This window comes from Streptomyces sp. NPDC037421 (assembly GCF_055602105.1).
The window spans coordinates 44,209-66,210 of record NZ_JBVJWV010000011.1 but is presented as its reverse complement, the minus strand read 5'-3'; the positions used below and the strand labels follow the sequence as shown (position 1 = coordinate 66,210).

The following is a 22,002-nucleotide window of genomic DNA, read 5'->3' as shown; positions in this document are numbered from 1 at the left end:
CCCGGGGCGGGGCCACGGGGCCGGGCTGGGGTCCGGCTGTCGTCTGCGGGTGGCAACCGCCACGCCGCAACGGCCGTAAGGCCTGGGCTGTCCGCCGTCTGCGGCGGGTGCGCCGCTGCGCGGGGCTTGCCCCTCCCCGCCCTTCACCGTTCTCGCCTCAAACGCCGGCGCGGCTCCGGAAGCCGGGGCTGCACCCCGTGCCCGTCGGCGCGGCTACAGACACGGCGCCACCGCGCCCAAGCCTCAAACGCCGGCGGTGCTGGAAGTGCGCGGCGCGCACTCCCAGCCGCCGCACGGCACGCCCGAGCCCAGCGCGGCCAAATACAGCCCCGCCGGCGTTTGAGGCGCAGGGGCCCCTCCCAGCGGTAGCTGGGGCCGAGCCCCAGGGGGTCCGGGCGCAGCCCGGGGAACGGTGGAAGGGCGGGGCGGGGAGAAATCCCTCCGGCCCGGGCCGCCCGGCAGGGGGCCGGGGTCCGGGCGGCCCGCCGGCAGGGACAGGCCGCTGGGGCGCCCCACGGCCCGGGCGGGGGTGTGCGGCCTCGGACCTCGCCCCGTGCAGGGTGTGCGGCCAGGCCCACGGTCCGGGTGGGGGTGCCTGGCCCGGCCCACGGTCCGGGCGGGGGTGTGCGGCCCGGCCCACGGCCCGGGCGGGGCGCTCCGGCGGGGCCGGTGGGTGGGGCCTGGGGCCCCGGTGGAGCGCGGCCCCCGCCCCCGCGGCGGCGGTCTGGTCGGCGCGGGGGGCCGCATCGGGGAGAATGGCCCGTATGAGCGATCGTTCCCCCGAGCCCACCGCCCCGCACCGCGCGGGCTTCGCCTGCTTCGTCGGCCGCCCCAACGCGGGCAAGTCGACCCTGACCAACGCGCTCGTGGGCACCAAGGTCGCGATCACCTCCAACCGGCCGCAGACCACCCGCCACACCGTCCGCGGCATCGTGCACCGCCCGGACGCGCAGCTGGTGCTGGTCGACACCCCGGGTCTGCACAAGCCGCGCACGCTGCTCGGCGAGCGCCTCAACGACGTCGTGCGCACCACCTGGGCCGAGGTCGACGTCATCGGCTTCTGCCTGCCCGCCGACCAGAAGCTCGGCCCCGGCGACAAGTTCATCGCCAAGGAGCTCGCGGGGATCAAGAAGACCCCCAAGATCGCCATCGTCACCAAGACCGACCTGGTCGAGTCCAAGCAGCTGGCCGAGCAGCTCCTCGCCATCCACCAGCTCGGTGCCGAGCTCGGCATCGAGTGGGCCGAGATCGTCCCCGTCTCGGCGGTCGGCGACACCCAGGTGCAGCTGCTGGCCGACCTGATCGCGCCGCTGCTGCCCGAGAGCCCCCCGCTGTACCCGGAGGGCGACCTCACCGACGAGCCCGAGATGGTGATGGTCGCGGAGCTGATCCGCGAGGCCGCGCTGGAGGGCGTGCGCGACGAGCTCCCGCACTCCATCGCCGTCGTGGTCGAGGAGATGATCCCGCGCGAGAACCGGCCCGCGGACCGGCCGCTGCTGGACATCCACGCCAACGTCTACATCGAGCGCCCCAGCCAGAAGGGCATCATCATCGGCCCGAAGGGCTCGCGCCTGAAGGAGGTCGGCATGAAGTCGCGCAAGCACATCGAGGCACTGCTCGGCACGCCGGTCTTCCTCGACCTGCACGTGAAGGTCGCCAAGGACTGGCAGCGCGACCCCAAGCAGCTCCGCAAGCTCGGCTTCTAGCGGACGCGGCGCACCTTCAGCGCGTTGTCCTTGCGGGTCCCCGGCCGGCCGTCGGGGGCCGTCAGGGCCTGCTCGTGTTCGGCCGCCAGCAGCACCTCCCAGGCGCCCTCCGGCAGCTCCAGCTCCGCGAGCACCTCGTCCGGGGTCGGGAAGCGGATGTCGGCGTGCGCGTCCGGGTCCCAGGACGGCCCGCCCGCGTGGCCCGCGATCAGCAGGATCCCGCCGGGGGCCACGGCGGAGGCGGCCGTGCGCAGGATCCGCTCGCGCGGGAAGTCCCCGTACGAGTGCAGGAAGCACGCGGAGACCAGGTCGAACTCCCCGTCGGGGAAGGACTCGGCCAGGTCGTGCCGCTGCCAGTCGACGCGGTCGTCGAGCCCCGCCTCGGCGGCGTGCCCGGCCGCCCGCTCCAGGGCCACCCCGGAGATGTCGGTCCCGGTGACCCGCCAGCCCTGCCGGGCCAGCCACACGGCGTCGGCGCCCTCGCCGCAGCCGAGGTCGAGGGCGCGGCCGGGGGTGAGGGCGGAGGCCTCGCGGACCAGGACCTCGTTGGCCCTGCCGCTCCAGATGCGGTCGCTCTCGCGGTAGCGGGCGTCCCACCAGTCCTCGCTCGCGCCCTCGGGGTGCTGCTCCTGGTGCTGGTGATGCCGGTGCTGGGACATGGGGCCCCTTCCTGTACGGGTCTGCCGGTACGGCCGATGCTGCGCCGCGGCCACGGCCCGGGCAACTTCCGTTGCCGAACCGGCAAACCCGCCGGAGCTCAGCCCGCCGCCGGCTCCGCGATCAGGGCCGTCCCCACCCGCTGGAACCCGGCGCGGGCGTAGATCCGGGCCACGTCCTCGTCCCCGGCCGACAGGAAGACCGTACGGACACCCCGGGCGCGGGCCTCGGCGACCAGGGCCGCCGTCACCCCGAGGGCCAGCCCCTGGCGCCGGGCGGCGGGCAGGGTGCCCACGCCGACGACCTCGGCGACTTCGCCGACCGGGTTGAACTGGCCGGAGCACAGCACCAGCCCGTCGCGCACGGCCGCGGCCATCGCGGTACGCCCGTCCGCGAGCATCGCCGATGCGCGGGCCCGGCGCTCCTCGGCCCCCGGGTCCGCCAGCGCCGCCGCCAGCTCCGACGGGCCCGTCGTGCCCAGGGCCGTGCCCGGCTCGCGGAAGGCCAGCGCCGGTACGGTCACGGCGGCCGAGAGCAGCGGGTCGTCGGCGCCGAACAGCCGGACCTCGGGATGCGGCGGGAGCGGCTCGGCGCCGGCGTCCAGTGCCATCAGGGGGTGGGCGTGGACGTGCAGCCCCGCGGCCTCCACCGCGGCCCGGAGCGAGGGGGTGGTTTCGGCCACCCATTCGAAGGACTCCGGCACCTCCAGCTCCCGCTGCCTCTCCAGCACCTTGAGCACGTCGGCGGCGGTCGCGTCGGCGCCGCCGAGCGCGGGCCGCGCGTAGTACTGCCAGCCCTGCCCCTCCTGCACGAACAGGGTCAGCGGTCCGAAGTCCTCGCCCCGCGCACCGCCCCGGCGGGGGACGGCGTCGTAGTACCGCTCCAGGGCAGCCAAGATCGTTTCAGTCATCCCGCCATCCAAGCAGGACCGCCCCGGCCTGGGCACCCCGTTATCCCGGCCGGGGCGGCCCGGCCGCTACGCGCCTTCCTTGAGCACCCGGGAGACCAGGCTGCGCTGGGCGTCCGACAGGTGCGGGTCCTGGCAGGACACCGTCCGCCCGTCCACCGTGATCCGGTACGAGAACCCGTCCCGCACCCCGCCCGGCCCCTGGCCGGCCCGGGGGTCCGGCCGCAGCGCCAGCAGGGCCAGCGCCTGCCACTCCTCCTCGTCGGGCCGGCCCGAGGTGTCCACCTCGGCCCGGCGCTCGATCCCCGCGAAACCGCCCGTCCGCACCACTTCGATCCGCATGGTGCCCCTTCTACCCGAGGGGGGCCGCCGTAGACAGCCCTTAGGCCAGGCCCACGGCCGACCAGGCCTTCTGGAGGGCCTGGTGCTCCGCGCCGCCCTCGCCGTACCGGGCGACGGCCGCGGCCACCGACAGCCGGGCGAAGTCCTTGAAGGAGGCCTTCTCGCCCAGCTGCCCGCCGGTCAGCGTGTCGTACCAGATCTGCCCGGCCCGCTCCCAGGCCTTGCCGCCCAGCTCGGTGGCCGCGATGTAGAAGGCGTGGTTGGGGATTCCGGAATTGATGTGGACGCCGCCGTTGTCGCGGCTGGTCACGACGTAGTCGTCCATGGTCGCGGGCTGCGGGTCCTTGCCGAGCTCGTCGTCGTCGTACGCGGTGCCGGGCGCCTTCATGGACCGCAGCGCGACCCCGGTGACGTTCGGCCCCAGCAGCCCGGCGCCGATCAGCCAGTCCGCCTGGTCGGCGGTCTGTCCGAGGGAGTACTGCTTGATCAGCGAGCCGAAGACGTCCGACATGGACTCGTTGAGCGCCCCGGACTGGCCGTGGTAGTCGAGGTTGGCCGTGTACTGGGTGACGCCGTGGGCCAGCTCGTGCCCGATGACGTCCACCGACACCGTGAAGTCGAGGAACAGGTCCCCGTCGCCGTCGCCGAAGACCATCTGCCGGCCGTCCCAGAAGGCGTTGTTGTACTCCTGGCCGTAGTGGACGGTCGCGTCCAGCGGCAGCCCGGAGTCGTCGATCGAGTGCCGTCCGAAGGCCTTGAGGAACAGCTCGTAGGTCGCCCCGAGCCCGGCGTAGGCGCGGTTGACGGTGGCGTCCTTGACCGGTTCGGCGCCCTCCGCCCGGACCTTCTTCCCGGGCAGCCGGGTGCGGTGCTGGGCGTCGTAGATCGTCCGGGCCGGTCCTTCGGCGGGCGCGTCGGCCAGGGACGGGGCGATCCCCCTGAGGGCGTTGACCTGCCGCCGCTCGCGCAGGCCGCTGTCGTGTTCGAGGGTGCGCAGGGCGGCGTCGGCCCGCGCGCTGTCCGCGGACTGGGCGGCCTTGCGGAGCAGGTGCGGCGGCACGACGGTGCAGAAGACGGGGTGGTGGGGGGTGTGGCCAGGGGAAAGGAAGGCATCCATGCACGGCAATGTGGCAGTGGGTCATGACGCTGTCACTACCGGCGACCATGATTCATTCGGTTGTCTCAAATCTGACGCGCCGTGTTGACGGATCGCCCTGACCTGGGCGCATGGAAGGAGTCGTAACTCACAAAGGGTGCAAATCGGGCACCCGGGTCTTGCATACTGAAACAGGTCCTCGCGATACGGCGCGGCTCGGTTAGGCTCGGCCCATCATGCGTTTCGGGCTGCTTCTCCTTAGCTGCCGCGGCGAGGGTCTGTAGTCGTAGGCCGGCCCCCTCCCCGCGGAGTTTGGTGTTGCGGTTTTTACGACCGCCGTCGGCCGTTCAGCGAACTACACGCGGACACGCGAGGAGCCCAACGCCATGAGCCAGCACACTTTTGTCGGTCGCCCCACGCCCATCACGAACGCGACCCACACCCAGAAGCCCTCCGGGATGCCGATCCACAAGTACGGCCAGTACGAGCAGGTGGACATCCCCGACCGCACCTGGCCGGACGCCCGCGTCACCAAGGCTCCCCGCTGGCTCTCCACCGACCTGCGCGACGGCAACCAGTCGCTGATCGACCCGATGACCCCCGCCCGCAAGCGCGAGATGTTCGACCTGCTGGTGCGCATGGGCTACAAGGAGATCGAGGTCGGCTTCCCGTCCTCCGGCGAGACCGACTTCGCCTTCGTGCGCTCCATCATCGAAGAGGGCGCGATCCCGGACGACGTCACCATCTCCGTACTGACCCAGGCCCGCGAGGACCTGATCGAGCGGACCGTCGAGTCGCTGATCGGCGCCAAGCGCGCCACCGTGCACCTGTACAACGCGACCGCCCCGACCTTCCGCCGGGTCGTCTTCCGCGGTTCCAAGGAGCAGATCAAGCAGATCGCCGTCGACGGCACCCGCCTGGTCATGGAGTACGCCGAGAAGCTGCTGGGCCCCGAGACCGTCTTCGGCTACCAGTACAGCCCCGAGATCTTCACCGACACCGAGCTGGACTTCGCCCTGGAGGTCTGCGAGGCCGTCTGCGACGTCTGGCAGCCGGGCGAGGGCCGCGAGATCATCCTGAACCTGCCCGCCACCGTGGAGCGCTCGACGCCGTCCACCCACGCGGACCGCTTCGAATGGATGGCCCGCAACCTGACCCGCCGCGAGCACGTCTGCATCTCCGTGCACCCGCACAACGACCGCGGCACCGCCGTCGCCGCAGCCGAGCTGGCGCTGATGGCCGGCGCCGACCGCATCGAGGGCTGCCTGTTCGGGCAGGGCGAGCGCACCGGCAACGTCGACCTGATCACCCTGGGCATGAACCTGTTCTCGCAGGGCATCGACCCGCAGATCGACTTCTCCCAGATCGACGAGATCCGCCGCACCAGCGAGTACTGCAACCAGATGGAGGTCCACCCGCGCCACCCCTACGCGGGCGACCTGGTCTACACCGCCTTCTCCGGCTCCCACCAGGACGCCATCAAGAAGGGCTTCGACGCCATGGAGGCCGACGCGGCCGCCCAGGGCAAGACCGTGGACGACATCGAGTGGGCGGTCCCGTACCTGCCCATCGACCCCAAGGACGTCGGCCGCTCCTACGAGGCGGTCATCCGGGTCAACTCGCAGTCCGGCAAGGGCGGCATCGCGTACGTCCTGAAGAACGACCACAAGCTGGACCTGCCGCGCCGCATGCAGATCGAGTTCTCGCGGATCATCCAGGCCAAGACCGACGCCGAGGGCGGCGAGGTCACGCCGAAGGCGATCTGGGACGTCTTCTCGGACGAGTACCTGCCCAACCCCGAGAACCCGTGGGGCCGCATCCAGCTGCGCTCCGGCTCCACCGCCACCGACAAGGACGGCACGGACACGCTGACCGTCGAGGCGGTCGTGGACGGCGTGGAGACGATCCTGAACGGCACCGGCAACGGTCCGATCTCGGCCTTCTTCGACGCGCTGGCCGGCATCGGCGTCGACGCCCGCCTGCTGGACTACACCGAGCACACGATGAGCGAGGGCGCCTCCGCCGTGGCCGCCTCGTACATCGAGTGCGCGATCGACGGCCGGGTCCTGTGGGGCATCGGCATCGACGCCAACACCACCCGCGCCTCCCTGAAGGCGGTCATCTCCGCCGTCAACCGCGCGGGCCGCTAGTCACCCTGACGGAGCCCCGCCCCTCCCGCCGGAGGGGCGGGGCTCCGTCGTTCGCCGTCGCTCACCGGGCCAGGTAGCCGCCGTCCACCGGAAGGACCACACCGGTCACGAAGGAGGCCGCGTCGGAGGCCAGGAAGGCGATGACGCGGGCCACCTCCTCCGGCTCGCCGAGCCGGCCCATCGGGTGGGCCGCCGCGATCTCCGTGAGGTACTCCGGGCCGCCCGGCTCGTCGTCCAGCGCCAGCACCCGCTCCGTGCGGATGGTTCCGGGGGCCACCGCGTTGACGCGGATCCCGTGCGCCGCCCACTCCACCGCCAGGTGCTTGGTCAGCCCCGAGGCCACGAACTTCGCCGGCCCGTACGCGGCCTGGCGGGCCTGCCCGGCCACCCCCGAGATCGAGGACACGCAGACCAGCGCCCCGCCGGCCGGCCGCTGCCCGGTCATCGCCTCGATGGCGTACTTGCAGGTCAGGAACATGCCCCGGCCGTCGACCGCCATGACGTGGTCCCAGTCCTCCGGCGTGGTCTCGCGTACGTCCGAAAGAGGGAGCACCCCGGCGTTCGCCACGGCGACGTCGAGCCGCCCGTACGCGGCGACGGCGGCCGCGACCATCGCGTGGTTGGCCTCGGGATCGGACACGTCACCGGTCACGGCCGTGATCCCGTGCCCTTCCCCGGCGAGCTGCGCGCGCAGGGACTCCAGGCCGGGGCCGTTGACGTCGGACGCGGTCACCCGGGCCCCGGAACGGGCCAGCAGCAGGGCGGTGGCCCGGCCGATGCCGCTCGCGGCTCCGGTCACCAGACAGGACTTCTCGTTCATGCCGCAGAGGGTAGGGAAAGCGGGGCGGCGCCGGGGGCACACTTCGGCCAACTCCGGGCCCCGCGTCATGTTGTCTTGTCGCACGACTGACGCAGCCTCACCGATGTGGCTAACATCACGCCAACCCGGCGCTGCTGCCGGAAGGTTACGGAGGTGCGACGTGCTGCCAGTTCGGGGTGGGGACGGCCGGAAGCTGACCGTCTGGGGCATCCGCACCACCTGGAGCACCGTGGGAGACGGGGAGTTCTTCTGCCCCGGCTGCGGCGGTGACCGCAATTACCGTCGGCGCACCGGGCGCAGGCGCTTCACCGTGCTCGGCGTTCCGCTGCTGCCGCGCGGGCAGGCCGGGCCGGTCGTCGAGTGCCAGGGCTGCCGGCAGCGCTTCGACACCGACGTGCTGGACCACCTGACCACCACCCGCTTCTCGGCCCTGCTGCGCGACGCCGTGCACACCGTGGCGCTGGCCGTGCTCGCGGCGGGCGGGACCGCCTCGCGCAGCGCCCTGGAGGCCGCCGTGTCGGCCGTACGAGCCGCCGGGTTCCAGGACTGCACCGCCGAACAGCTGGAGTCCCTCGTGGAGGCGCTGGCCACCGACGAGGGCCGGCTCGGGCTGTACGACGGGCCCGAGTGCTGCGGGGCCGCGCTGTCGATAGAGCTCCACGAGGCGCTGGAGCCGCTCGCCCCGCACCTGGCGGGTCCGGGGCGGGAGTCGATCCTGCTCCAGGGCGCGCGGATCGCCCTCGCGGACGGGCCCTACATCCCGGCCGAGCGCGAGGTGCTGGCCACCGTCGGCGCGGCGCTGCGGATGGGCGCGGACGAGGTGGCCGGGCTGCTCTCGGCGGTCCGCGCGCCCTAGATCCGACGCGTACGAGGGTCCGGGCCCGGCGGCTTTCCGCCGGGCCCGGACGTGTTTCGGGGCGGAATTCCGCGATGCGGAGTTCCGGGAGGTAACGATCCGGCCTCGCGGGGGTGAACCGGCGGGTAGTTTGATCCGTGCAAGGGGGTGGAGTCCCTACTTCCGTACAAGTTTTCCGTATTTCGGACGGCCGGAATTAGACCCCCTGATTTGCGTGACCGAATACTTGCGACCCCGGTAATTGCCTGTCATGGCGGGAAACTTCGCAGGTGTGCAGCGGGAACGGGGCACTCGGGGGCCGCCGCCCCATACTCCTGTGCGCGGGTGTCCGCCACTGGAGGAACCTCCAGATCAAACGCCGCAAAACGTCAACACTTTGTCGAAGTCGACGATATCTGTGAGCACTCCCACAGGCGTTCAATTCCGGTCACACGACGAGATCTGCGTGTTTCCCACTGACAACCCTGGCGGACCAACGGGTTAACGACCCACTCCGGCCAGGGATAACCAGATTCCTCTCGGTTACCTACCTTGAAGGGCAAGGCAGAGATGGCACGTGTCGCCGCCCGGCTTTCCGCCAACGGAGAGCAGAGCACGCACCCGGTCGACGAGGTGCTCCCCCTCCCCAAGCTCGCGCTGTACGGCTTCCAGCACGTACTCGCCTTCTACGCCGGCGCGGTGATCGTCCCGATCATCGTGGGCAGCGCACTCAAGCTGAGCCCTGAACAGCTGGTCTACCTGATCAACGCGGACCTCTTCACCTGCGGTATCGCCTCGATCATCCAGGCCTTCGGCATCGGCAGGATCGGCGCGCGACTGCCGCTGATCCAGGGCGTCACCTTCACCGCCGTGTCCCCGATGATCGCCATCGGCCTCGGCGCCGGCGGCGGCACCGCCGCGCTGCTGGTCATCTACGGCGCGGTCATCACCGCCGGTATCGCCACCTTCGCCTTCGCCTGGCTGCCCGCCAACGCGTTCCGGGCGGTCATGCGGCTCTTCCCGCCGGTGGTCACCGGCACCGTCATCACGGTGCTCGGCATCGTCCTGATCCCGGTCGGCCTCAACGACGCGGCCGGCGGCCTCGGCACCCCGGACTTCGGCGACCCCGAGAACTTCGCCTACGCCGGCGGCACGATGCTCTTCATCCTGATCCTGATGAAGCTCGGCAAGCCGTTCCTCTCCAGCATCGCGATCCTGCTCGGCCTGGTCGTCGGCACCGGTGTCGCGTTCGTCCTCGGCGACGCGAAGTTCGGCGACGTCGGCAACGCCGGCTGGATCGGCGTCAGCACCCCCTTCCACTTCGGCGTCCCGAAGTTCGAGTGGTTCCCGATCGTCCTCATGCTGATCGTCATGCTGATCACCATGGTCGAGACGACCGGTGACACCTACGCGGTCGGCGACATCGTCGGCAAGGAGGTCGACAGCGAGACCGTGGCCCGCGCCCTGCGTGCCGACGGCGCCGCGACCGCCCTCGGCGGCGTCCTGAACTCCTTCCCGTACGTCGCCTTCGCCGAGAACGTCGGCCTGGTGCGGATGACGAAGGTCAAGAGCCGCTTCGTGGTCGTCGCCGCGGGTGTCTTCATGATCATCCTTGGTCTGCTGCCCAAGGCCGCCGCGATCGTCGCCGCCGTTCCGCACGGAGTCCTCGGCGGCGCCGCGACCGTCATGTTCGCCATGGTCGCCCTGGCCGGCATCCAGACCCTGGCCAAGGTGGACCTCAAGGAGGAGAAGAACGCGCTGGTCGTCGGTGTCTCCCTCGCCTTCGCCCTGCTCCCGGCCACCGTCCCGGTCCTCTTCTCCAAGCACATGGACCCGGACCTGTCCTCGCTCCTCAACAGCGGTGTCACCCTCGGTGCCACGGCCGCCATCGTCCTCAACCTGATCTTCAACGGCCTGGCCAAGGACGACGCCCAGACCGCCGCGAAGGTCCCCGCCGAGGTCCCTGCCGAGGTCCCCGCCGAGGCGGTGGCCGAGGTCGAGGCCGAGGTCGAGCTCCCCGCCCAGCCGGTGGCCGCCCCGGCCGGCGCGGAGAAGGCCGCCTCCGGGAAGACGGCCGAGAAGGCCGACGACGCGGGTGCGCCCGCCTCCTGATCCTCCCAAGGGGTGCCGACCCCCGTCCGGCCATCCGGCCCGGACGGGGGTCGGCGCTGTCCGGGCTCAGGGGACAATGGGGCCATGAGTCTGTTCCGCGACGACGGCATCGTGCTGCGCACCCAGAAGCTGGGTGAGGCGGACCGCATCATCACGCTCCTCACCCGCGGCCACGGCCGCGTCCGGGCCGTCGCCCGCGGGGTACGGCGCACCAAGTCCAAGTTCGGCGCCCGGCTGGAACCTTTCTCCCACGCCGACGTGCAGTTCTTCGCACGCGGCAGCGAGCTCGTCGGCCGCAGCCTGCCGCTGTGCACCCAGACCGAGATCATCGCCCCCTACGGCAACGGCATCGCCACCGACTACGCCCGCTACACCGCCGGCACGGCCATGCTGGAGACCGCCGAGCGCTTCACCGAGAACGAGGGCGAGCCCGCCGTACAGCAGTACCTGCTGCTGGTCGGAGCCCTGCGCACCCTCTCGCGCGGCGAGCACGAACCGCACCTGATCCTCGACGCCTTCCTGCTGCGCTCCCTCGCCGTCAACGGCTACGCCCCCAGCTTCGAGGACTGCGCGAAGTGCGGGATCCACGGCCCCAACCGGCACTTCTCCGTCGCCGCGGGCGGGGTCATATGCGGGGACTGCCGGGTACCGGGCTCCGTCGTACCCTCGTCGGAGGCCATCGCCCTGCTCAGCGCCCTGCTGACGGGCGACTGGAAGCACGCGGACGCCTGTGAGGCCCGCCACGCGCGGGAGGGCAGCGGGCTGGTCTCGGCCTATTTGCACTGGCATCTGGAGCGCGGGCTACGCTCCCTCCGATACGTCGAGAAATAGGAGCTGGGCACATGGCACGACGCGGGATTCTGGGACGTTCTCGCCGCGAGTACAAGGTTCCCGAGCCGCACCCGTCCGGTGCGCGCCCGCCGAAGATCCCCGGCGAGCTGGTCCCGAACCACGTCGCCGTCGTCATGGACGGCAACGGCCGCTGGGCCAAGGAGCGCGGCCTGCCGCGCACCGAGGGGCACAAGGTCGGCGAGGGCGTCGTCCTCGACGTGCTCAAGGGCTGCCTGGAGATGGGCGTCAAGAACCTCTCCCTCTACGCCTTCTCGACGGAGAACTGGAAGCGCACGCCCGACGAGGTCCGCTTCCTGATGAACTTCAACCGTGACGTCATCCGGCGCCGCCGCGACGAGATGAACGAGCTCGGCATCCGGATCCGCTGGGTCGGCCGTATGCCGAAGATGTGGAAGTCCGTCGTCCAGGAGCTCCAGATCGCGCAGGAGCAGACCGTCGACAACGACGCCATGACCCTGTACTTCTGCGTCAACTACGGCGGCCGCGCCGAGATCGCGGACGCGGCGCAGGCGATCGCCCGCGACGTGGCCGCCGGCAAGCTGGACCCGTCGAAGGTCAACGAGAAGACCTTCGCGAAGTACATCTACTACCCGGACATGCCGGACGTGGACCTGTTCCTGCGCCCCAGCGGCGAGCAGCGCACCTCCAACTACCTGATCTGGCAGAGCGCGTACGCGGAGATGGTCTTCCAGGACGTGCTGTGGCCGGACTTCGACCGCCGCAACCTCTGGGACGCCTGCCTGGAGTACGCGCAGCGCGACCGCCGCTTCGGCGGCGCCCTCCCGAACCAGCCCGAGGGCTCCGGGAGCTGAACCCTCCGCTAGGCTCCGCCGCCATGGACATGACTGACCAGGCGGTGGAGCTGTACTACGGCGCCGCCCGCCGTGACGCGTGGGAAGTGCTGCGGTGGCGCGTCCTGAGGACGCCCGCGGGCCGCAGGGAGCTGCTGCTGTGGCTGGTGGCGGTCCCCGCGGTGCCGGTCGGGCTGATCGCGGCCCAGCACGGCCGCGCGGCCGACCCGGCCGGCCTGGCCCTCGCGGGCGGGGTGGGACTGGTCCTGGGGGCCGTCTGGCACTGCCTGGACCTGCGGCGGCGGGCGCGCCGGATGTACCGCTGGGCCGCGGAGCACCCCGAGTACAAGCTGGTCGTCACCGGGCTCGGAACGCAGAACCACCGCCCCGACGGGACGGCGGTCGCCTACAAGTGGGACAAGTACAGGGGCTGGGCCGAGACCCGAGGTCTGTTCGTCCTCGTGTTCTTCAACGGGGACCTGGGCTGGGTGCCGAAGCGCGCCGCCCGGACCCCCGAGGATCTCGACCGGATCCGATCGCTCTTCGACCGGAATCTGACCCGGCTCGGTTAGGGGGTGTCCGGCGGATCAGGGTCGGACACCCCTAGCCGGCGGCCGCGCAGTCGGCGCAGGTGCCGAAGATCTCCACGGTGTGCGCCACGTTCACGAACCCGTGCTCCGCCGCGATCGACTCCGCCCACTTCTCCACGGCCGGACCCTCGACCTCGACCGCCTTGCCGCACTTGCGGCAGACCAGGTGGTGGTGGTGCTCGCCGGTGGAGCAGCGCCGGTACACGGACTCGCCGTCGCTGGTGCGCAGCACGTCGACCTCGCCGGCGTCCGCGAGGGACTGGAGGGTGCGGTACACGGTGGTCAGGCCCACGGAGTCACCGCGGTGCTTGAGCATGTCGTGCAGCTCCTGGGCGCTGCGGAACTCGTCCACCTCGTCCAGCGCCGCCGCCACGGCTGCCCGCTGCCGGGTGGATCGCCCTCGTACTGGCGCGGTACCCATCTCGCCAGGCGCAGTCGCCACCGGTTCCTCCTCGTTTCGGCCTGCCGCCATTGTGCCAGGCGGACGCGGCCCCTAGACCTTCACGTCGTCCTGGACGCAGACCTCCTCGGCGGCCCGGGACGCCTTGGCGCGGCGCCTGGCCATGGGCGTGGACAGGGCCGTCGTGACGATGAAGACGGCGATCGCGAGCAGCACGATCGTGGCGCCGGACGGCGCGTCGAGGTAGTACGTGGCGGCGGTACCGCTCAGCGAGACCACCACGCCGATCGCCATCGCCAGCGACAGGGTCGCGGCGAAGCCTCGGGTGACCCGCTGGGCGGCGGCGACGGGGATCACCATCATGGCGCTGACCAGCAGCAGGCCCACGATGCGCATGGCCACGGTGACGGTGACGGCGGCGGTGACGGCCATCAGCAGGTTCAGCGCCCGCACCGGCAGGCCGGTGACGCGGGCGAACTCCTCGTCCTGGCTGATCGCGAAGAGCTGGCGGCGCAAGCCGATGGTGACGGCGACCACGAACGCGGCGAGGATCACCACGGCGGTGATGTCCTCGGCGGAGACGGTGGTGATCGAGCCGAAGAGGTAGCTGCTGAGGTTGGCGGTGGAGCCGCCGGGCGCCAGGTTGATGATCATGACGCCGCCGGCCAGGCCGCCGTAGAAGAGCATGGCGAGCGCGATGTCGCCGCTGGTCTTGCCGCGGGAGCGGATCAGCTCCATGCCGACCGCGCCGGCGACCGCGACCAGGGTGGCCATCCAGACCGGGCTGGTGTTGAGCAGGAAGCCGAGGGCGACGCCGGTCATGGCGACGTGGCCGATGCCGTCGCCCATGACGGCCTGGCGGCGCTGGACGAGGTACGTGCCGATCGCGGGTGCGGTGATGCCGACGAGCGCGGCGGCGATCAGCGCGCGCTGCATGAAGGCGTAGTGCAGGAGGTCCATCAGCTCAGCAGTCCCGTCCGCAGGGGCTCGGCGTCGTGCGCCGCGTGGGGGTGTACGTGGTCGTGGCCGGGCAGGGCGTGCTGCCCGACGGCCTCCGGGGGCGGGCCGTCGTGGACGACGCAGCCGTCGCGCAGGACGACGGCGCGGCCGATCAGCGGCTCCAGCGGGCCCAGCTCGTGCAGGACGAGGAGGACGGTGGTGCCGGCGGCGACCTGCTCGCGCAGGGCGCTCGCGAGGACCTCCTGGTTGGCGAGGTCCACGCCGGCCATCGGCTCGTCCATGATCAGCAGTTCGGGTTCGACGGCCAGCGCCCGGGCGATGAGCACGCGCTGGTGCTGCCCGCCGGAGAGGGCGTTGACCGAGGCGTCGGCGTAGCCGTCCATGTCGACCAGGGCCAGGGCCCGCTCGACGGCGGCCTTGTCGGCCTTGCGCAGGACGCCGAAGCGGGAGCGGGCGAGGCGGCCGGAGGAGACGACCTCCCGGACGGTGGCCGGGACGCCGCTGGCGGCGGTGGTGCGCTGGGGGACGTACCCGATGCGCGACCACTGGCGGAAGCGCCTGAAGTCGGTGCCGAAGAGGGTCAGGTCGCCGTCGGTGAGCGGGACCTGGCCGACCACGGCGCGGACGGCAGTGGACTTGCCGGAGCCGTTGGCGCCGAGGAGGGCGACGACCTCGCCGCGGCGGACGGTGAGGTCGACCCCGCGCAGCACGGGGCGCGAGCCGAGCGAGGCCGTGGCCCCGCGCAGGGATATGACGGTCTGGTCGTCGTCCGCCGGTCGGGGCGTTGACTGCATGGCTCGCGCCTCCGTTGCTGCTGTCATCACTTGGCTCCGAGCGCCTTCTGGAGGTTCTTCAGGTTGGACCGCATGACCTCGAAGTAGTCGGCGCCCTGCGACTTGTCGGTGATCCCCTCAAGGGGGTCGAGGACGTCGGTCTGCAGGCCCGCGTCCCGGGCGAGGGTCTTGGCCGTCTTGTCGCTGGCCAGGGCCTCGAAGAACACGGTCGTCACATTGTCCTTCTTCGCGACGGCCTGGAGGTCCTTCATCCGGGCCGGGCTGGGCTCGGACTCGGGGTCGACGCCGGAGATGCCCTCCTGGTCGAGGCCGTAGCGCTCGGCGAGGTAGCCGAAGGCGGAGTGGGTGGTGATGAAGGTCCTGGAGGCCGTGTTCTTCAGGCCGTCCTTGAACTCGGTGTCCAGCGCGCCCAGTTTGGCGACGAGTTCGCGGGTGTTCTTCTTGTAGTCCGCCGCGTGGCCGGGGTCGGCCTTCTCCAGGGCGGCGCCGAAGCCCTTGGCGATCTCCGCGTACTTGGTGGGGTCGAGCCAGACGTGCGGGTCCTCGCCGGCCTCGCCGTGGTCGTGGCCGTGGTCGTGGCCCTCGGCGGCGTGGTCGTGGTCCTCTTCGCCGGAGGTGCCGTGGACTTCGAGCTTGGTGAGGGTGGCGGCGTCCACGATGTTCTTCACGCCGGACTGGGCTATGGCCTTGTCCACGGCGGGCTGGAGGGTCTTGAGGTAGAGGACCACGTCCGACTCGGAGAGCTGCCCGGTCTGCTTCGGAGTGATCTCCAGGTCGTGCGGTTCGACGCCCGGCTTGGTCAGGGTGTCGACCTTCACGTGGTCCCCGCCTATCTGCTCGGCGAGGAACTGCAGGGGGTAGAACGACGCCGTGACGTGCAGCTTCCCGTCCGCGGTGCCCGCCGCGCCGGCCGTGCCGGAGCAGGCGGTGAGGGCCGTCGCGCCCAGGGCGACGGCGGCGGCGAGGGCGGTCGTGGGTATGAGGCGTCGTACGTTCATGACATCCATTTTCATCAAAGATGGAAACCGTTGTCAAAAACCCTGGTGGGAGGGGTAGCCGGGGCCGCGGAAGGGCATACCCGATTTGAAAGGGGGGGTGCGGGCGCCGGTAACCTGAGGCATTCGCGTTCGTCCTCGTAATGAAGAGAGCACCGTGGCCGCCGACAAGATCGAAACCATCGTCAGCCTGAGCAAGCGCCGTGGCTTCGTTTACCCGTGCAGTGACATCTACGGCGGCTCCAGGGCTGCCTGGGACTACGGCCCGCTCGGTGTCGAGCTCAAGGAGAACATCAAGCGCCAGTGGTGGAAGGCCATGGTCACCGGGCGTGAGGACGTCGTCGGCCTCGACTCCTCCGTGATCCTGGCCCCCGAGGTCTGGGTGGCCTCGGGCCACGTGGCGACGTTCTCCGACCCGCTGACCGAGTGCACCTCCTGTCACAAGCGCCAGCGCGCCGACCACCTGGAAGAGGCGTACGAGGCCAAGCACGGCCGCCTCCCCGAGAACGGCCTGGCCGACATCAACTGCCCGCACTGCGGTGTGAAGGGCCAGTTCACCGAGCCGAAGCAGTTCTCCGGCATGCTGGAGACCCACCTCGGCCCGACCCAGGACACCGGCTCGAAGGCGTACCTGCGCCCCGAGACCGCCCAGGGCATCTTCACCAACTTCGCCATGGTGCAGACCTCGTCGCGCAAGAAGCCCCCGTTCGGCATCGCGCAGATGGGCAAGTCCTTCCGCAACGAGATCACGCCCGGCAACTTCATCTTCCGCACCCGCGAGTTCGAGCAGATGGAGATGGAGTTCTTCGTCAAGCCGGGCGAGGACGACCAGTGGCAGGAGTACTGGATGCAGGAGCGGTGGAACTGGTACCGCGGCCTGGGTCTGCGTGAGGAGAACATGCGCTGGTACGACCACCCGGCGGAGAAGCTGTCCCACTACTCGAAGCGCACCGCCGACATCGAGTACCGCTTCAACTTCGGCGGCAGCGAGTTCTCCGAGCTGGAGGGCGTGGCCAACCGCACCGACTACGACCTGAAGGCGCACTCCGCCGCCTCCGGCACGGACCTGGTCTACTACGACCAGGAGGCCCAGGAGAAGTACACCCCGTACGTCATCGAGCCGGCGGCCGGCGTCAACCGCGCCATGCTCGCCTTCATGCTCGACGCGTACGTCGAGGACGAGGCCCCCAACGCCAAGGGCGCCATGGAGAAGCGCACGGTCATGCGCTTCGACCCGCGCCTCGCGCCGGTCAAGGTCGCCGTCCTCCCGCTGTCGCGCAACGCGAACCTGTCGCCGAAGGCCAAGGGCCTCGCCGCCGACCTGCGCAAGAACTGGAACATCGAGTTCGACGACGCGGGCGCCATCGGCCGCCGCTACCGCCGTCAGGACGAGATCGGTACGCCGTTCTGCGTCACCGTCGACTTCGACACCCTCGACGACAACGCGGTGACCGTGCGCGAGCGCGACACCATGAAGCAGGAGCGCGTCTCCCTGGACCAGATCCAGAGCTACCTCGGCAGCCGTCTGCTCGGCTGCTAGTTCCCGCCTCGAAGACCGGTGGGGGGGGGGGGGGGGGGGGGGGCGGGGGGGGGAGGGGGGGTGGGGGGGGGGGGGGGGGGGGGGGGGGGGGGAGGGAGGCACCCCCCCCCCCCCCCCCCCCCCCCCCCTCCCCCCCCCCCCCCCCCCCCCCCCCCACCCCCCCCCCCCCCCCCCCCCCCCCCCCCCCCCCCCCCACCGGTCTTCGTGCGTGTGGTGCGGGGCGTCAGGCCGCGGAGCCCTCGGCGGCGGCGGCCGCGGCGGCCGCCGCGCGCTTCTCGCCCTCCGCCTTGGTGCGCTTGACGAAGCGGACCGTCCACAGGGCCAGGCCGCCGAGGGTGCCGTAGATCAGGAACGGGCTGAGGGTCACCATGGTGGAGGTCTCCAGCACGTACGACAGGACGATCCGGACCGCCGCCTCGATGAGGTAGACCACGCCCCACACCAGGGTCATGCGGCGCTGGGCGTTGCGGAAGCCCTCGAACTGCCACAGGCCGTTGTAGTAGGCCACGCCCGCCGGGGTGCCGTCCGTGCCGAACTTCCGGCCGAAGTAGAACATCAGCGGACGCGGCGCGAGCAGCGTGGCCAGGCACAGGAGCCCGAACAGCCCGGTCACGGCGGAGTCCTTGACCAGCAGGGCCCGGGCGGACTGGGCGCCGACGAGCGAGACGACGGCCGTGATCACCAGGAACACCAGGGCGATGACGGCGAACTCGTCCAGCTTGCGCCGCCAGGCCACCATGATGACGGTGTCGAGCACCGGCCAGACACCGCTGACCAGCAGGGCCGAGGCCTCGCTCCAGCCGTGGTCCTCGGTGAGGATGTTGTAGGTGAGGATCGGCGCGACCACGTTGAACGCGATGGTCAGGATCAAACTGATCGCGGCGGCCCCGCCGGAGCGTGCGGGTGGCGAAGGCTGTGCTGCTGCCGTGGACAAGGGGTCCCCCTGGAAGTGCCTGATGAGTGAGGTAAGGGGACCGTAAGGAAACGTCGCTGACATGTACAAGTCGACATGGCCCAAAATGATCGCCAAGCCGTCCGGAAGAGGTGATTCCGGTCAATGGGGCCCGCGACGGGGCCAGTTCAGGGGCGCAGGCCCCGGACGAGCAGCGCCGTGACGGCCTCGAACTCCGTGAGGATGGTGGGGGAGAGCCAGTCCGCCACGTACTGCGGGTCGTGGAACCGCCCCGTCGCGTCGAAGACGGCGCGGGCGGCCGCCGGGACGTCGGGCGCGGCCAGGGTGCCGGCCGCGACCCCCTCGGCGATGATCCGCGTCAGCTGGTCGATCAGCTCGCCGAGGTGGGCGTCGACCACCCCGCTGTTCTCGCCGAGCAGCACCGTGTACGTCGCGAACAGCTCGGGATCGTCGCCCGCCTTGTGGCGCTTGGCCTCGAAGAGGGCCTCCAGCCAGGCCTCCAGCTTGGAGGGCGCGGGCTCCCCGGGCGCCGAGGCGATCTTCTCCAGCATGACCACGCTCTTGGCGAGCCAGCGGTCCGTGACGGCCTCGCGCAGCGCCGCCTTCGAGGGGAAGTGCCGGTAGACGCTGCCGTGGCTCACCCCCAGGGCGCGCGCGACGTCCACGACGGTCGCCTTGGTGGGGCCGAAGCGGCGCAGCACCTCCTCGGTGGTTTCGAGGATGCGCTCGGGGGTCAGGGGCTCGGCGGCAGCGGGGGGCATGGGTACGACCGTACCGCCAGCTCAGTGCTCGCTGTCGAGGTGGGCCATCTGCGCGGCCGGGTAGCGCTCGCCGGCCGCCGATCCCGCGGGGACGGCCTGCTCGATGGCGTCGAGGTCGGCGGCGGTCAGCTCCACCCGCATGGCACCCAGTGCCTCGGTCAGGCGGTCCCGGCGCCGGGCGCCGACCAGCGGCACGATGTCCTCGCCCCGGGAGAGCACCCAGGCGATCGCCGTCTGGGCGACGGTGACCCCCTTCTCCTCCGAGACCTTGCGCAGGGCGTCGACCAGGTCGAGGTTGCGGTGCAGGTTGTCGCCCTGGAAGCGCGGGCTCATACCGCGGAAGTCGCCGGGGGCCAGGGCCCGGTCACGGGTGAAGTGCCCGCTGATCAGGCCGCGGGACAGCACCCCGTACGCCGTGACGCCGATGCCGAGCTCGCGGGCGGCCGGCAGGATCTCGTCCTCGATGCCGCGCGAGATCAGGGAGTACTCGATCTGGAGGTCCGAGATCGGGGCGACGGCGGCGGCCCGGCGCAGCGTGTCCGCGCCGACCTCCGAGAGGCCGATGTGGCGTACGTGCCCGGCCTGGACGGCCTCGGCGATGGCGCCGACCGTCTCCTCGATCGGGACGTCCGGGTCCACGCGGGCGATCCGGTAGATGTCGATGTGGTCCCGGCCGAGCCGCTGGAGCGAGTAGGCCAGGAAGTTCTTCACCGCCTCGGGCCGGCCGTCGTAGCCCGTGAAGCCGCCCTCGACCGTACGCAGCGCACCGAACTTGACGCTGGTCAGCGCCTGCTCGCGGGCTGCCGTCGGCGCCGTGCGCAGGGCTTCGTTGATCAGCAGTTCGTTGTGGCCCATGCCGTAGAAGTCGCCGGTGTCGAGCAGCGTGCTCGTGCCCTCCGGGGCGGCCTCCAGGTAGGCGTGGATGGTCGCGAGGGACTCGGCCCGGTCGGCCTCGCCGTAGAGGGCGGACATGCCCATGCAGCCCAGGCCCAGGGGGAAGACGGCCGGGCCGGTGGCGCCCAGCCTGCGGGTGGAAGCGGTGGCGGTGGTGGTGTTCTCGTTCGTCGTCATGGAACGAGAATGGCATGACGGATGACAGATTTCAATATCTGTCATCCGTAAGCGTGAGCGAGCGGCCCGGGACGGGCAGGGGGCACGCCAGTGCGGCCGGACCCGAAGGGGGGCCGGCCGCACAGGGGGACTCGTCGCGGGGAGGTCAGCCCGCCGGGGCGGGCCCCGGCGCCGGGGGCAGGCCGCCGTCCATCCGGGGGCCGGGGCCGGAGGCCTGCTCCGGCGGGGAAGCCGAGGGGGCGGCGGAGGACGGTTCGAGGGACTGCGCCGTGCGCAGCGCGGTGGCGTGGGCCCACGGGCCGGTGGTGACCGCCCCCACCACGAGGACCAGGAACGCGCAGCCGGTGATGATCCACCAGGCCGGCCGGGTCGCCGTCACGAAGTCCGCACCGCCCGCCGTGCCGGCCGCCAGCACCGCCCCGATCACGGCCACGCCCAGCGCCCCGCCGGTCTGCCGGCTGGTGGAGGCCACCGCGGCCGCCACCCCCGCCTGGGCGCGCGGCATCCCGGACACCGCCGTATTGGTGATCGGCGCGTTGACCAGGCCGAAGCCGATGCCGAAGAGCACGTACCCGGTGAACATCAACGGCGTGGAGGTCTCCGCCGAGAACGCCGCGAACAGCAGCCCGCTCGCCCCCATGGCCACCCCCGAGATCAGCAGCGACGGCCGCGGCCCGTGGCTGGCGACCAGCCGCCCCGACACCGGCGCGCACAGGAAGGCGAACGCGGCCATCGGCAGCATGTGCAGCCCGGCGTCCAGGGCGTCCAGCCCCCGCACCTCCTGGAGGTAGAGGGTGGTCAGGAAGAGGAAGCCGGAGAGCGAGGCGAAGGTGCTCACGGCGATCACGGTCGCCCCGCTGAAGGGGGCGCTGCGGAAGAACCGGGGGTCGATCAGCGGGTCCGTCCGCCGGGACTCGTAGTGCAGGAGCCCGGCCAGCGCGGCCGCCGCGCCCAGCGCGCACCCGAGGATCGGCGGCGAGCTCCAGCCCTCGGCCGGGGCCTCGATGATCGCGTACGTCACCCCGCCGAGCAGCACCATCACCAGCAGCTGGCCCACCGGGTCCGGCCGGCGCGGGCGCTCGGACCGGGACTCCGGGACGTGCCGCAGGGTCAGCACCAGGGCGAGCAGCCCCACGGGCAGGTTGACCCAGAAGATGGACCGCCAGCCCACCGAGTCCACCAGCAGCCCGCCGACCAGGGGGCCCGCGGCCATCGAGATGCCGACGACCGCGCCCCAGACACCGATGGCGCGGGCGCGTTCCTTCGGGTCGGTGAAGGTGTTGGTGATGATCGACATGGCGACCGGGTTGAGCATCGCCCCGCCGACGGCCTGGAGCATCCGGAAGGCGATCAGCCATTCGAGGCCGGGTGCAAGCGAGCACAGCACCGACCCCGCCGTGAAGAGGACCAGCCCCCAGACGAAGACCCTGCGACGTCCGATCCGGTCCGCCGTGGACCCGGCCAGTATCAGCAGCGAGGCGATGACCAGGGTGTAGGCGTCGATGGTCCACTGCATCCCCGAGACCGAGGCGTGGAACTCGCGGCGCATCGCGGGCAGGGCCACGTTCAGGACGGTGTTGTCCAGGCTGACGATCAGCAGGCTCATGCAGCAGATCGCCAGCACCAGCAGGCGGCGCCTGCGGCTCATGTGATCCGCGCCACTCGTGTGATGCATACCGCCGATAGTACGGCTAACTAACGAACGCCGCG

At 71.5% G+C, this 22,002-nt stretch carries 21 protein-coding genes; 8 read left to right on the top strand and 13 right to left on the bottom strand.

What is annotated here, in order from left to right; genetic code table 11:
- Positions 1-755 precede the first annotated feature (755 nt).
- Entirely contained in the window at positions 756-1,706 is a 951-nt protein-coding gene (era, locus tag ACZ7IF_RS18295; RefSeq protein ID WP_007263983.1) for a GTPase Era, read from the top strand.
- Here era and ACZ7IF_RS18290 read toward each other — a convergent pair.
- From ACZ7IF_RS18290 to ACZ7IF_RS18275, 4 genes are all read right to left on the bottom strand, one after another.
- Complete coding sequence (locus ACZ7IF_RS18290; RefSeq protein WP_470972276.1) at positions 1,703-2,365, bottom strand: class I SAM-dependent methyltransferase; 663 nt, start codon at positions 2,363-2,365, stop codon at positions 1,703-1,705. The two genes, era and ACZ7IF_RS18290, sit on opposite strands and share 4 nt — an antisense overlap.
- A 98-nt stretch (positions 2,366-2,463) precedes the next feature.
- Complete coding sequence (locus ACZ7IF_RS18285) at positions 2,464-3,273, bottom strand: GNAT family N-acetyltransferase (protein ID WP_470972274.1); 810 nt, start codon at positions 3,271-3,273, stop codon at positions 2,464-2,466.
- A gap of 66 nt (positions 3,274-3,339) precedes the next feature.
- Positions 3,340-3,612: a protealysin inhibitor emfourin gene (locus ACZ7IF_RS18280; protein WP_125816462.1), complete on the bottom strand. Its 273-nt coding sequence runs from the start codon at positions 3,610-3,612 to the stop codon at positions 3,340-3,342.
- A 40-nt stretch (positions 3,613-3,652) separates the two neighbouring features.
- The gene (locus ACZ7IF_RS18275) at positions 3,653-4,729 is read right to left on the bottom strand and encodes a M4 family metallopeptidase (RefSeq protein WP_470972271.1); all 1,077 of its coding nucleotides are present in this window, start codon (positions 4,727-4,729) and stop codon (positions 3,653-3,655) included.
- A gap of 365 nt (positions 4,730-5,094) precedes the next feature.
- Here ACZ7IF_RS18275 and leuA point away from each other — a divergent pair, with 365 nt between their 5' ends.
- Positions 5,095-6,858 (top strand): 2-isopropylmalate synthase, encoded by a 1,764-nt coding sequence (gene leuA, locus ACZ7IF_RS18270; RefSeq protein WP_470972268.1) that lies wholly within the window; start codon positions 5,095-5,097, stop codon positions 6,856-6,858.
- A 61-nt stretch (positions 6,859-6,919) separates the two neighbouring features.
- Here the strand turns inward: leuA and ACZ7IF_RS18265 are convergent, their stop codons facing one another.
- Positions 6,920-7,678, bottom strand: coding sequence for an SDR family NAD(P)-dependent oxidoreductase (locus ACZ7IF_RS18265; RefSeq protein WP_470972266.1), 759 nt, complete (start codon positions 7,676-7,678; stop codon positions 6,920-6,922).
- Positions 7,679-7,838: 160 nt separating this feature from the next.
- Between ACZ7IF_RS18265 and ACZ7IF_RS18260 the strand changes: the two genes are divergently transcribed.
- The 5 genes from ACZ7IF_RS18260 to ACZ7IF_RS18240 all read left to right on the top strand — a co-directional run bounded on the left by ACZ7IF_RS18260 (position 7,839) and on the right by ACZ7IF_RS18240 (position 12,840).
- Positions 7,839-8,534, top strand: a complete 696-nt coding sequence (locus tag ACZ7IF_RS18260; RefSeq protein WP_470972264.1) for a TerB family tellurite resistance protein — start codon at positions 7,839-7,841, stop codon at positions 8,532-8,534.
- Between the two features lie 549 nt (positions 8,535-9,083).
- Positions 9,084-10,625, top strand: a complete 1,542-nt coding sequence (locus tag ACZ7IF_RS18255; RefSeq protein WP_470972262.1) for a nucleobase:cation symporter-2 family protein — start codon at positions 9,084-9,086, stop codon at positions 10,623-10,625.
- Between the two features lie 84 nt (positions 10,626-10,709).
- The gene (gene recO, locus ACZ7IF_RS18250) at positions 10,710-11,456 is read left to right on the top strand and encodes a DNA repair protein RecO (protein ID WP_470972259.1); all 747 of its coding nucleotides are present in this window, start codon (positions 10,710-10,712) and stop codon (positions 11,454-11,456) included.
- Positions 11,457-11,467: 11 nt separating this feature from the next.
- Positions 11,468-12,289, top strand: coding sequence for an isoprenyl transferase (locus ACZ7IF_RS18245; protein WP_405980757.1), 822 nt, complete (start codon positions 11,468-11,470; stop codon positions 12,287-12,289).
- Between the two features lie 23 nt (positions 12,290-12,312).
- On the top strand, positions 12,313-12,840 hold the full coding sequence (locus ACZ7IF_RS18240) for a YcxB family protein (protein WP_470972257.1): 528 nt from the start codon (positions 12,313-12,315) through the stop codon (positions 12,838-12,840).
- A gap of 31 nt (positions 12,841-12,871) precedes the next feature.
- Here ACZ7IF_RS18240 and ACZ7IF_RS18235 read toward each other — a convergent pair whose 3' ends face one another.
- From ACZ7IF_RS18235 to ACZ7IF_RS18220, 4 genes are all read right to left on the bottom strand, one after another.
- Positions 12,872-13,279, bottom strand: coding sequence for a Fur family transcriptional regulator (locus ACZ7IF_RS18235; RefSeq protein ID WP_470972524.1), 408 nt, complete (start codon positions 13,277-13,279; stop codon positions 12,872-12,874).
- A gap of 72 nt (positions 13,280-13,351) precedes the next feature.
- Complete coding sequence (locus tag ACZ7IF_RS18230; RefSeq protein ID WP_470972255.1) at positions 13,352-14,218, bottom strand: metal ABC transporter permease; 867 nt, start codon at positions 14,216-14,218, stop codon at positions 13,352-13,354.
- Positions 14,218-15,012 carry a metal ABC transporter ATP-binding protein gene (locus ACZ7IF_RS18225; RefSeq protein ID WP_470972522.1) on the bottom strand — a complete coding sequence of 265 codons (795 nt, stop codon included), beginning with the start codon at positions 15,010-15,012 and terminating at the stop codon, positions 14,218-14,220. The genes ACZ7IF_RS18230 and ACZ7IF_RS18225 overlap by 1 nt, the downstream gene beginning before the upstream one ends.
- Before the next feature lie 26 nt (positions 15,013-15,038).
- Positions 15,039-16,010, bottom strand: coding sequence for a metal ABC transporter substrate-binding protein (locus tag ACZ7IF_RS18220; RefSeq protein ID WP_470972251.1), 972 nt, complete (start codon positions 16,008-16,010; stop codon positions 15,039-15,041).
- Positions 16,011-16,164: 154 nt separating this feature from the next.
- Between ACZ7IF_RS18220 and ACZ7IF_RS18215 the strand changes: the two genes are divergently transcribed.
- Positions 16,165-17,547 (top strand): glycine--tRNA ligase, encoded by a 1,383-nt coding sequence (locus ACZ7IF_RS18215; RefSeq protein WP_007263967.1) that lies wholly within the window; start codon positions 16,165-16,167, stop codon positions 17,545-17,547.
- A gap of 223 nt (positions 17,548-17,770) precedes the next feature.
- Here ACZ7IF_RS18215 and ACZ7IF_RS18210 read toward each other — a convergent pair whose 3' ends face one another.
- The 4 genes from ACZ7IF_RS18210 to ACZ7IF_RS18195 form a co-directional block, all read right to left on the bottom strand.
- Positions 17,771-18,481, bottom strand: coding sequence for a VC0807 family protein (locus ACZ7IF_RS18210; protein WP_470972248.1), 711 nt, complete (start codon positions 18,479-18,481; stop codon positions 17,771-17,773).
- A 146-nt stretch (positions 18,482-18,627) separates the two neighbouring features.
- Positions 18,628-19,221, bottom strand: a complete 594-nt coding sequence (locus tag ACZ7IF_RS18205; RefSeq protein ID WP_470972245.1) for a TetR/AcrR family transcriptional regulator — start codon at positions 19,219-19,221, stop codon at positions 18,628-18,630.
- Between the two features lie 21 nt (positions 19,222-19,242).
- Positions 19,243-20,292, bottom strand: a complete 1,050-nt coding sequence (locus ACZ7IF_RS18200; protein ID WP_470972242.1) for an aldo/keto reductase — start codon at positions 20,290-20,292, stop codon at positions 19,243-19,245.
- Between the two features lie 145 nt (positions 20,293-20,437).
- Positions 20,438-21,967 (bottom strand): MFS transporter, encoded by a 1,530-nt coding sequence (locus tag ACZ7IF_RS18195; protein WP_470972240.1) that lies wholly within the window; start codon positions 21,965-21,967, stop codon positions 20,438-20,440.
- Between the last annotated feature and the right edge of the window lie 35 nt (positions 21,968-22,002).

What these genes read in the sequence shown, in the direction of transcription:
- ACZ7IF_RS18225 (WP_470972522.1), bottom strand. Translation starts at nt 15,012, where the DNA reads ATGCAGTCAACGCCCCGACCGGCGGACGACGACCAGACCGTCATATCC.
- ACZ7IF_RS18245 (WP_405980757.1), top strand. Translation starts at nt 11,468, where the DNA reads ATGGCACGACGCGGGATTCTGGGACGTTCTCGCCGCGAGTACAAGGTT.
- ACZ7IF_RS18275 (WP_470972271.1), bottom strand. Translation starts at nt 4,729, where the DNA reads ATGGATGCCTTCCTTTCCCCTGGCCACACCCCCCACCACCCCGTCTTC.
- ACZ7IF_RS18205 (WP_470972245.1), bottom strand. Translation starts at nt 19,221, where the DNA reads ATGCCCCCCGCTGCCGCCGAGCCCCTGACCCCCGAGCGCATCCTCGAA.
- recO (WP_470972259.1), top strand. Translation starts at nt 10,710, where the DNA reads ATGAGTCTGTTCCGCGACGACGGCATCGTGCTGCGCACCCAGAAGCTG.
- ACZ7IF_RS18255 (WP_470972262.1), top strand. Translation starts at nt 9,084, where the DNA reads ATGGCACGTGTCGCCGCCCGGCTTTCCGCCAACGGAGAGCAGAGCACG.
- ACZ7IF_RS18200 (WP_470972242.1), bottom strand. Translation starts at nt 20,292, where the DNA reads ATGACGACGAACGAGAACACCACCACCGCCACCGCTTCCACCCGCAGG.
- ACZ7IF_RS18235 (WP_470972524.1), bottom strand. Translation starts at nt 13,279, where the DNA reads ATGGGTACCGCGCCAGTACGAGGGCGATCCACCCGGCAGCGGGCAGCC.
- ACZ7IF_RS18240 (WP_470972257.1), top strand. Translation starts at nt 12,313, where the DNA reads ATGGACATGACTGACCAGGCGGTGGAGCTGTACTACGGCGCCGCCCGC.
- ACZ7IF_RS18285 (WP_470972274.1), bottom strand. Translation starts at nt 3,273, where the DNA reads ATGACTGAAACGATCTTGGCTGCCCTGGAGCGGTACTACGACGCCGTC.
- ACZ7IF_RS18195 (WP_470972240.1), bottom strand. Translation starts at nt 21,967, where the DNA reads ATGCATCACACGAGTGGCGCGGATCACATGAGCCGCAGGCGCCGCCTG.
- ACZ7IF_RS18265 (WP_470972266.1), bottom strand. Translation starts at nt 7,678, where the DNA reads ATGAACGAGAAGTCCTGTCTGGTGACCGGAGCCGCGAGCGGCATCGGC.
- era (WP_007263983.1), top strand. Translation starts at nt 756, where the DNA reads ATGGCCCGTATGAGCGATCGTTCCCCCGAGCCCACCGCCCCGCACCGC.
- ACZ7IF_RS18280 (WP_125816462.1), bottom strand. Translation starts at nt 3,612, where the DNA reads ATGCGGATCGAAGTGGTGCGGACGGGCGGTTTCGCGGGGATCGAGCGC.
- ACZ7IF_RS18230 (WP_470972255.1), bottom strand. Translation starts at nt 14,218, where the DNA reads ATGGACCTCCTGCACTACGCCTTCATGCAGCGCGCGCTGATCGCCGCC.
- leuA (WP_470972268.1), top strand. Translation starts at nt 5,095, where the DNA reads ATGAGCCAGCACACTTTTGTCGGTCGCCCCACGCCCATCACGAACGCG.
- ACZ7IF_RS18290 (WP_470972276.1), bottom strand. Translation starts at nt 2,365, where the DNA reads ATGTCCCAGCACCGGCATCACCAGCACCAGGAGCAGCACCCCGAGGGC.
- ACZ7IF_RS18220 (WP_470972251.1), bottom strand. Translation starts at nt 16,010, where the DNA reads ATGAACGTACGACGCCTCATACCCACGACCGCCCTCGCCGCCGCCGTC.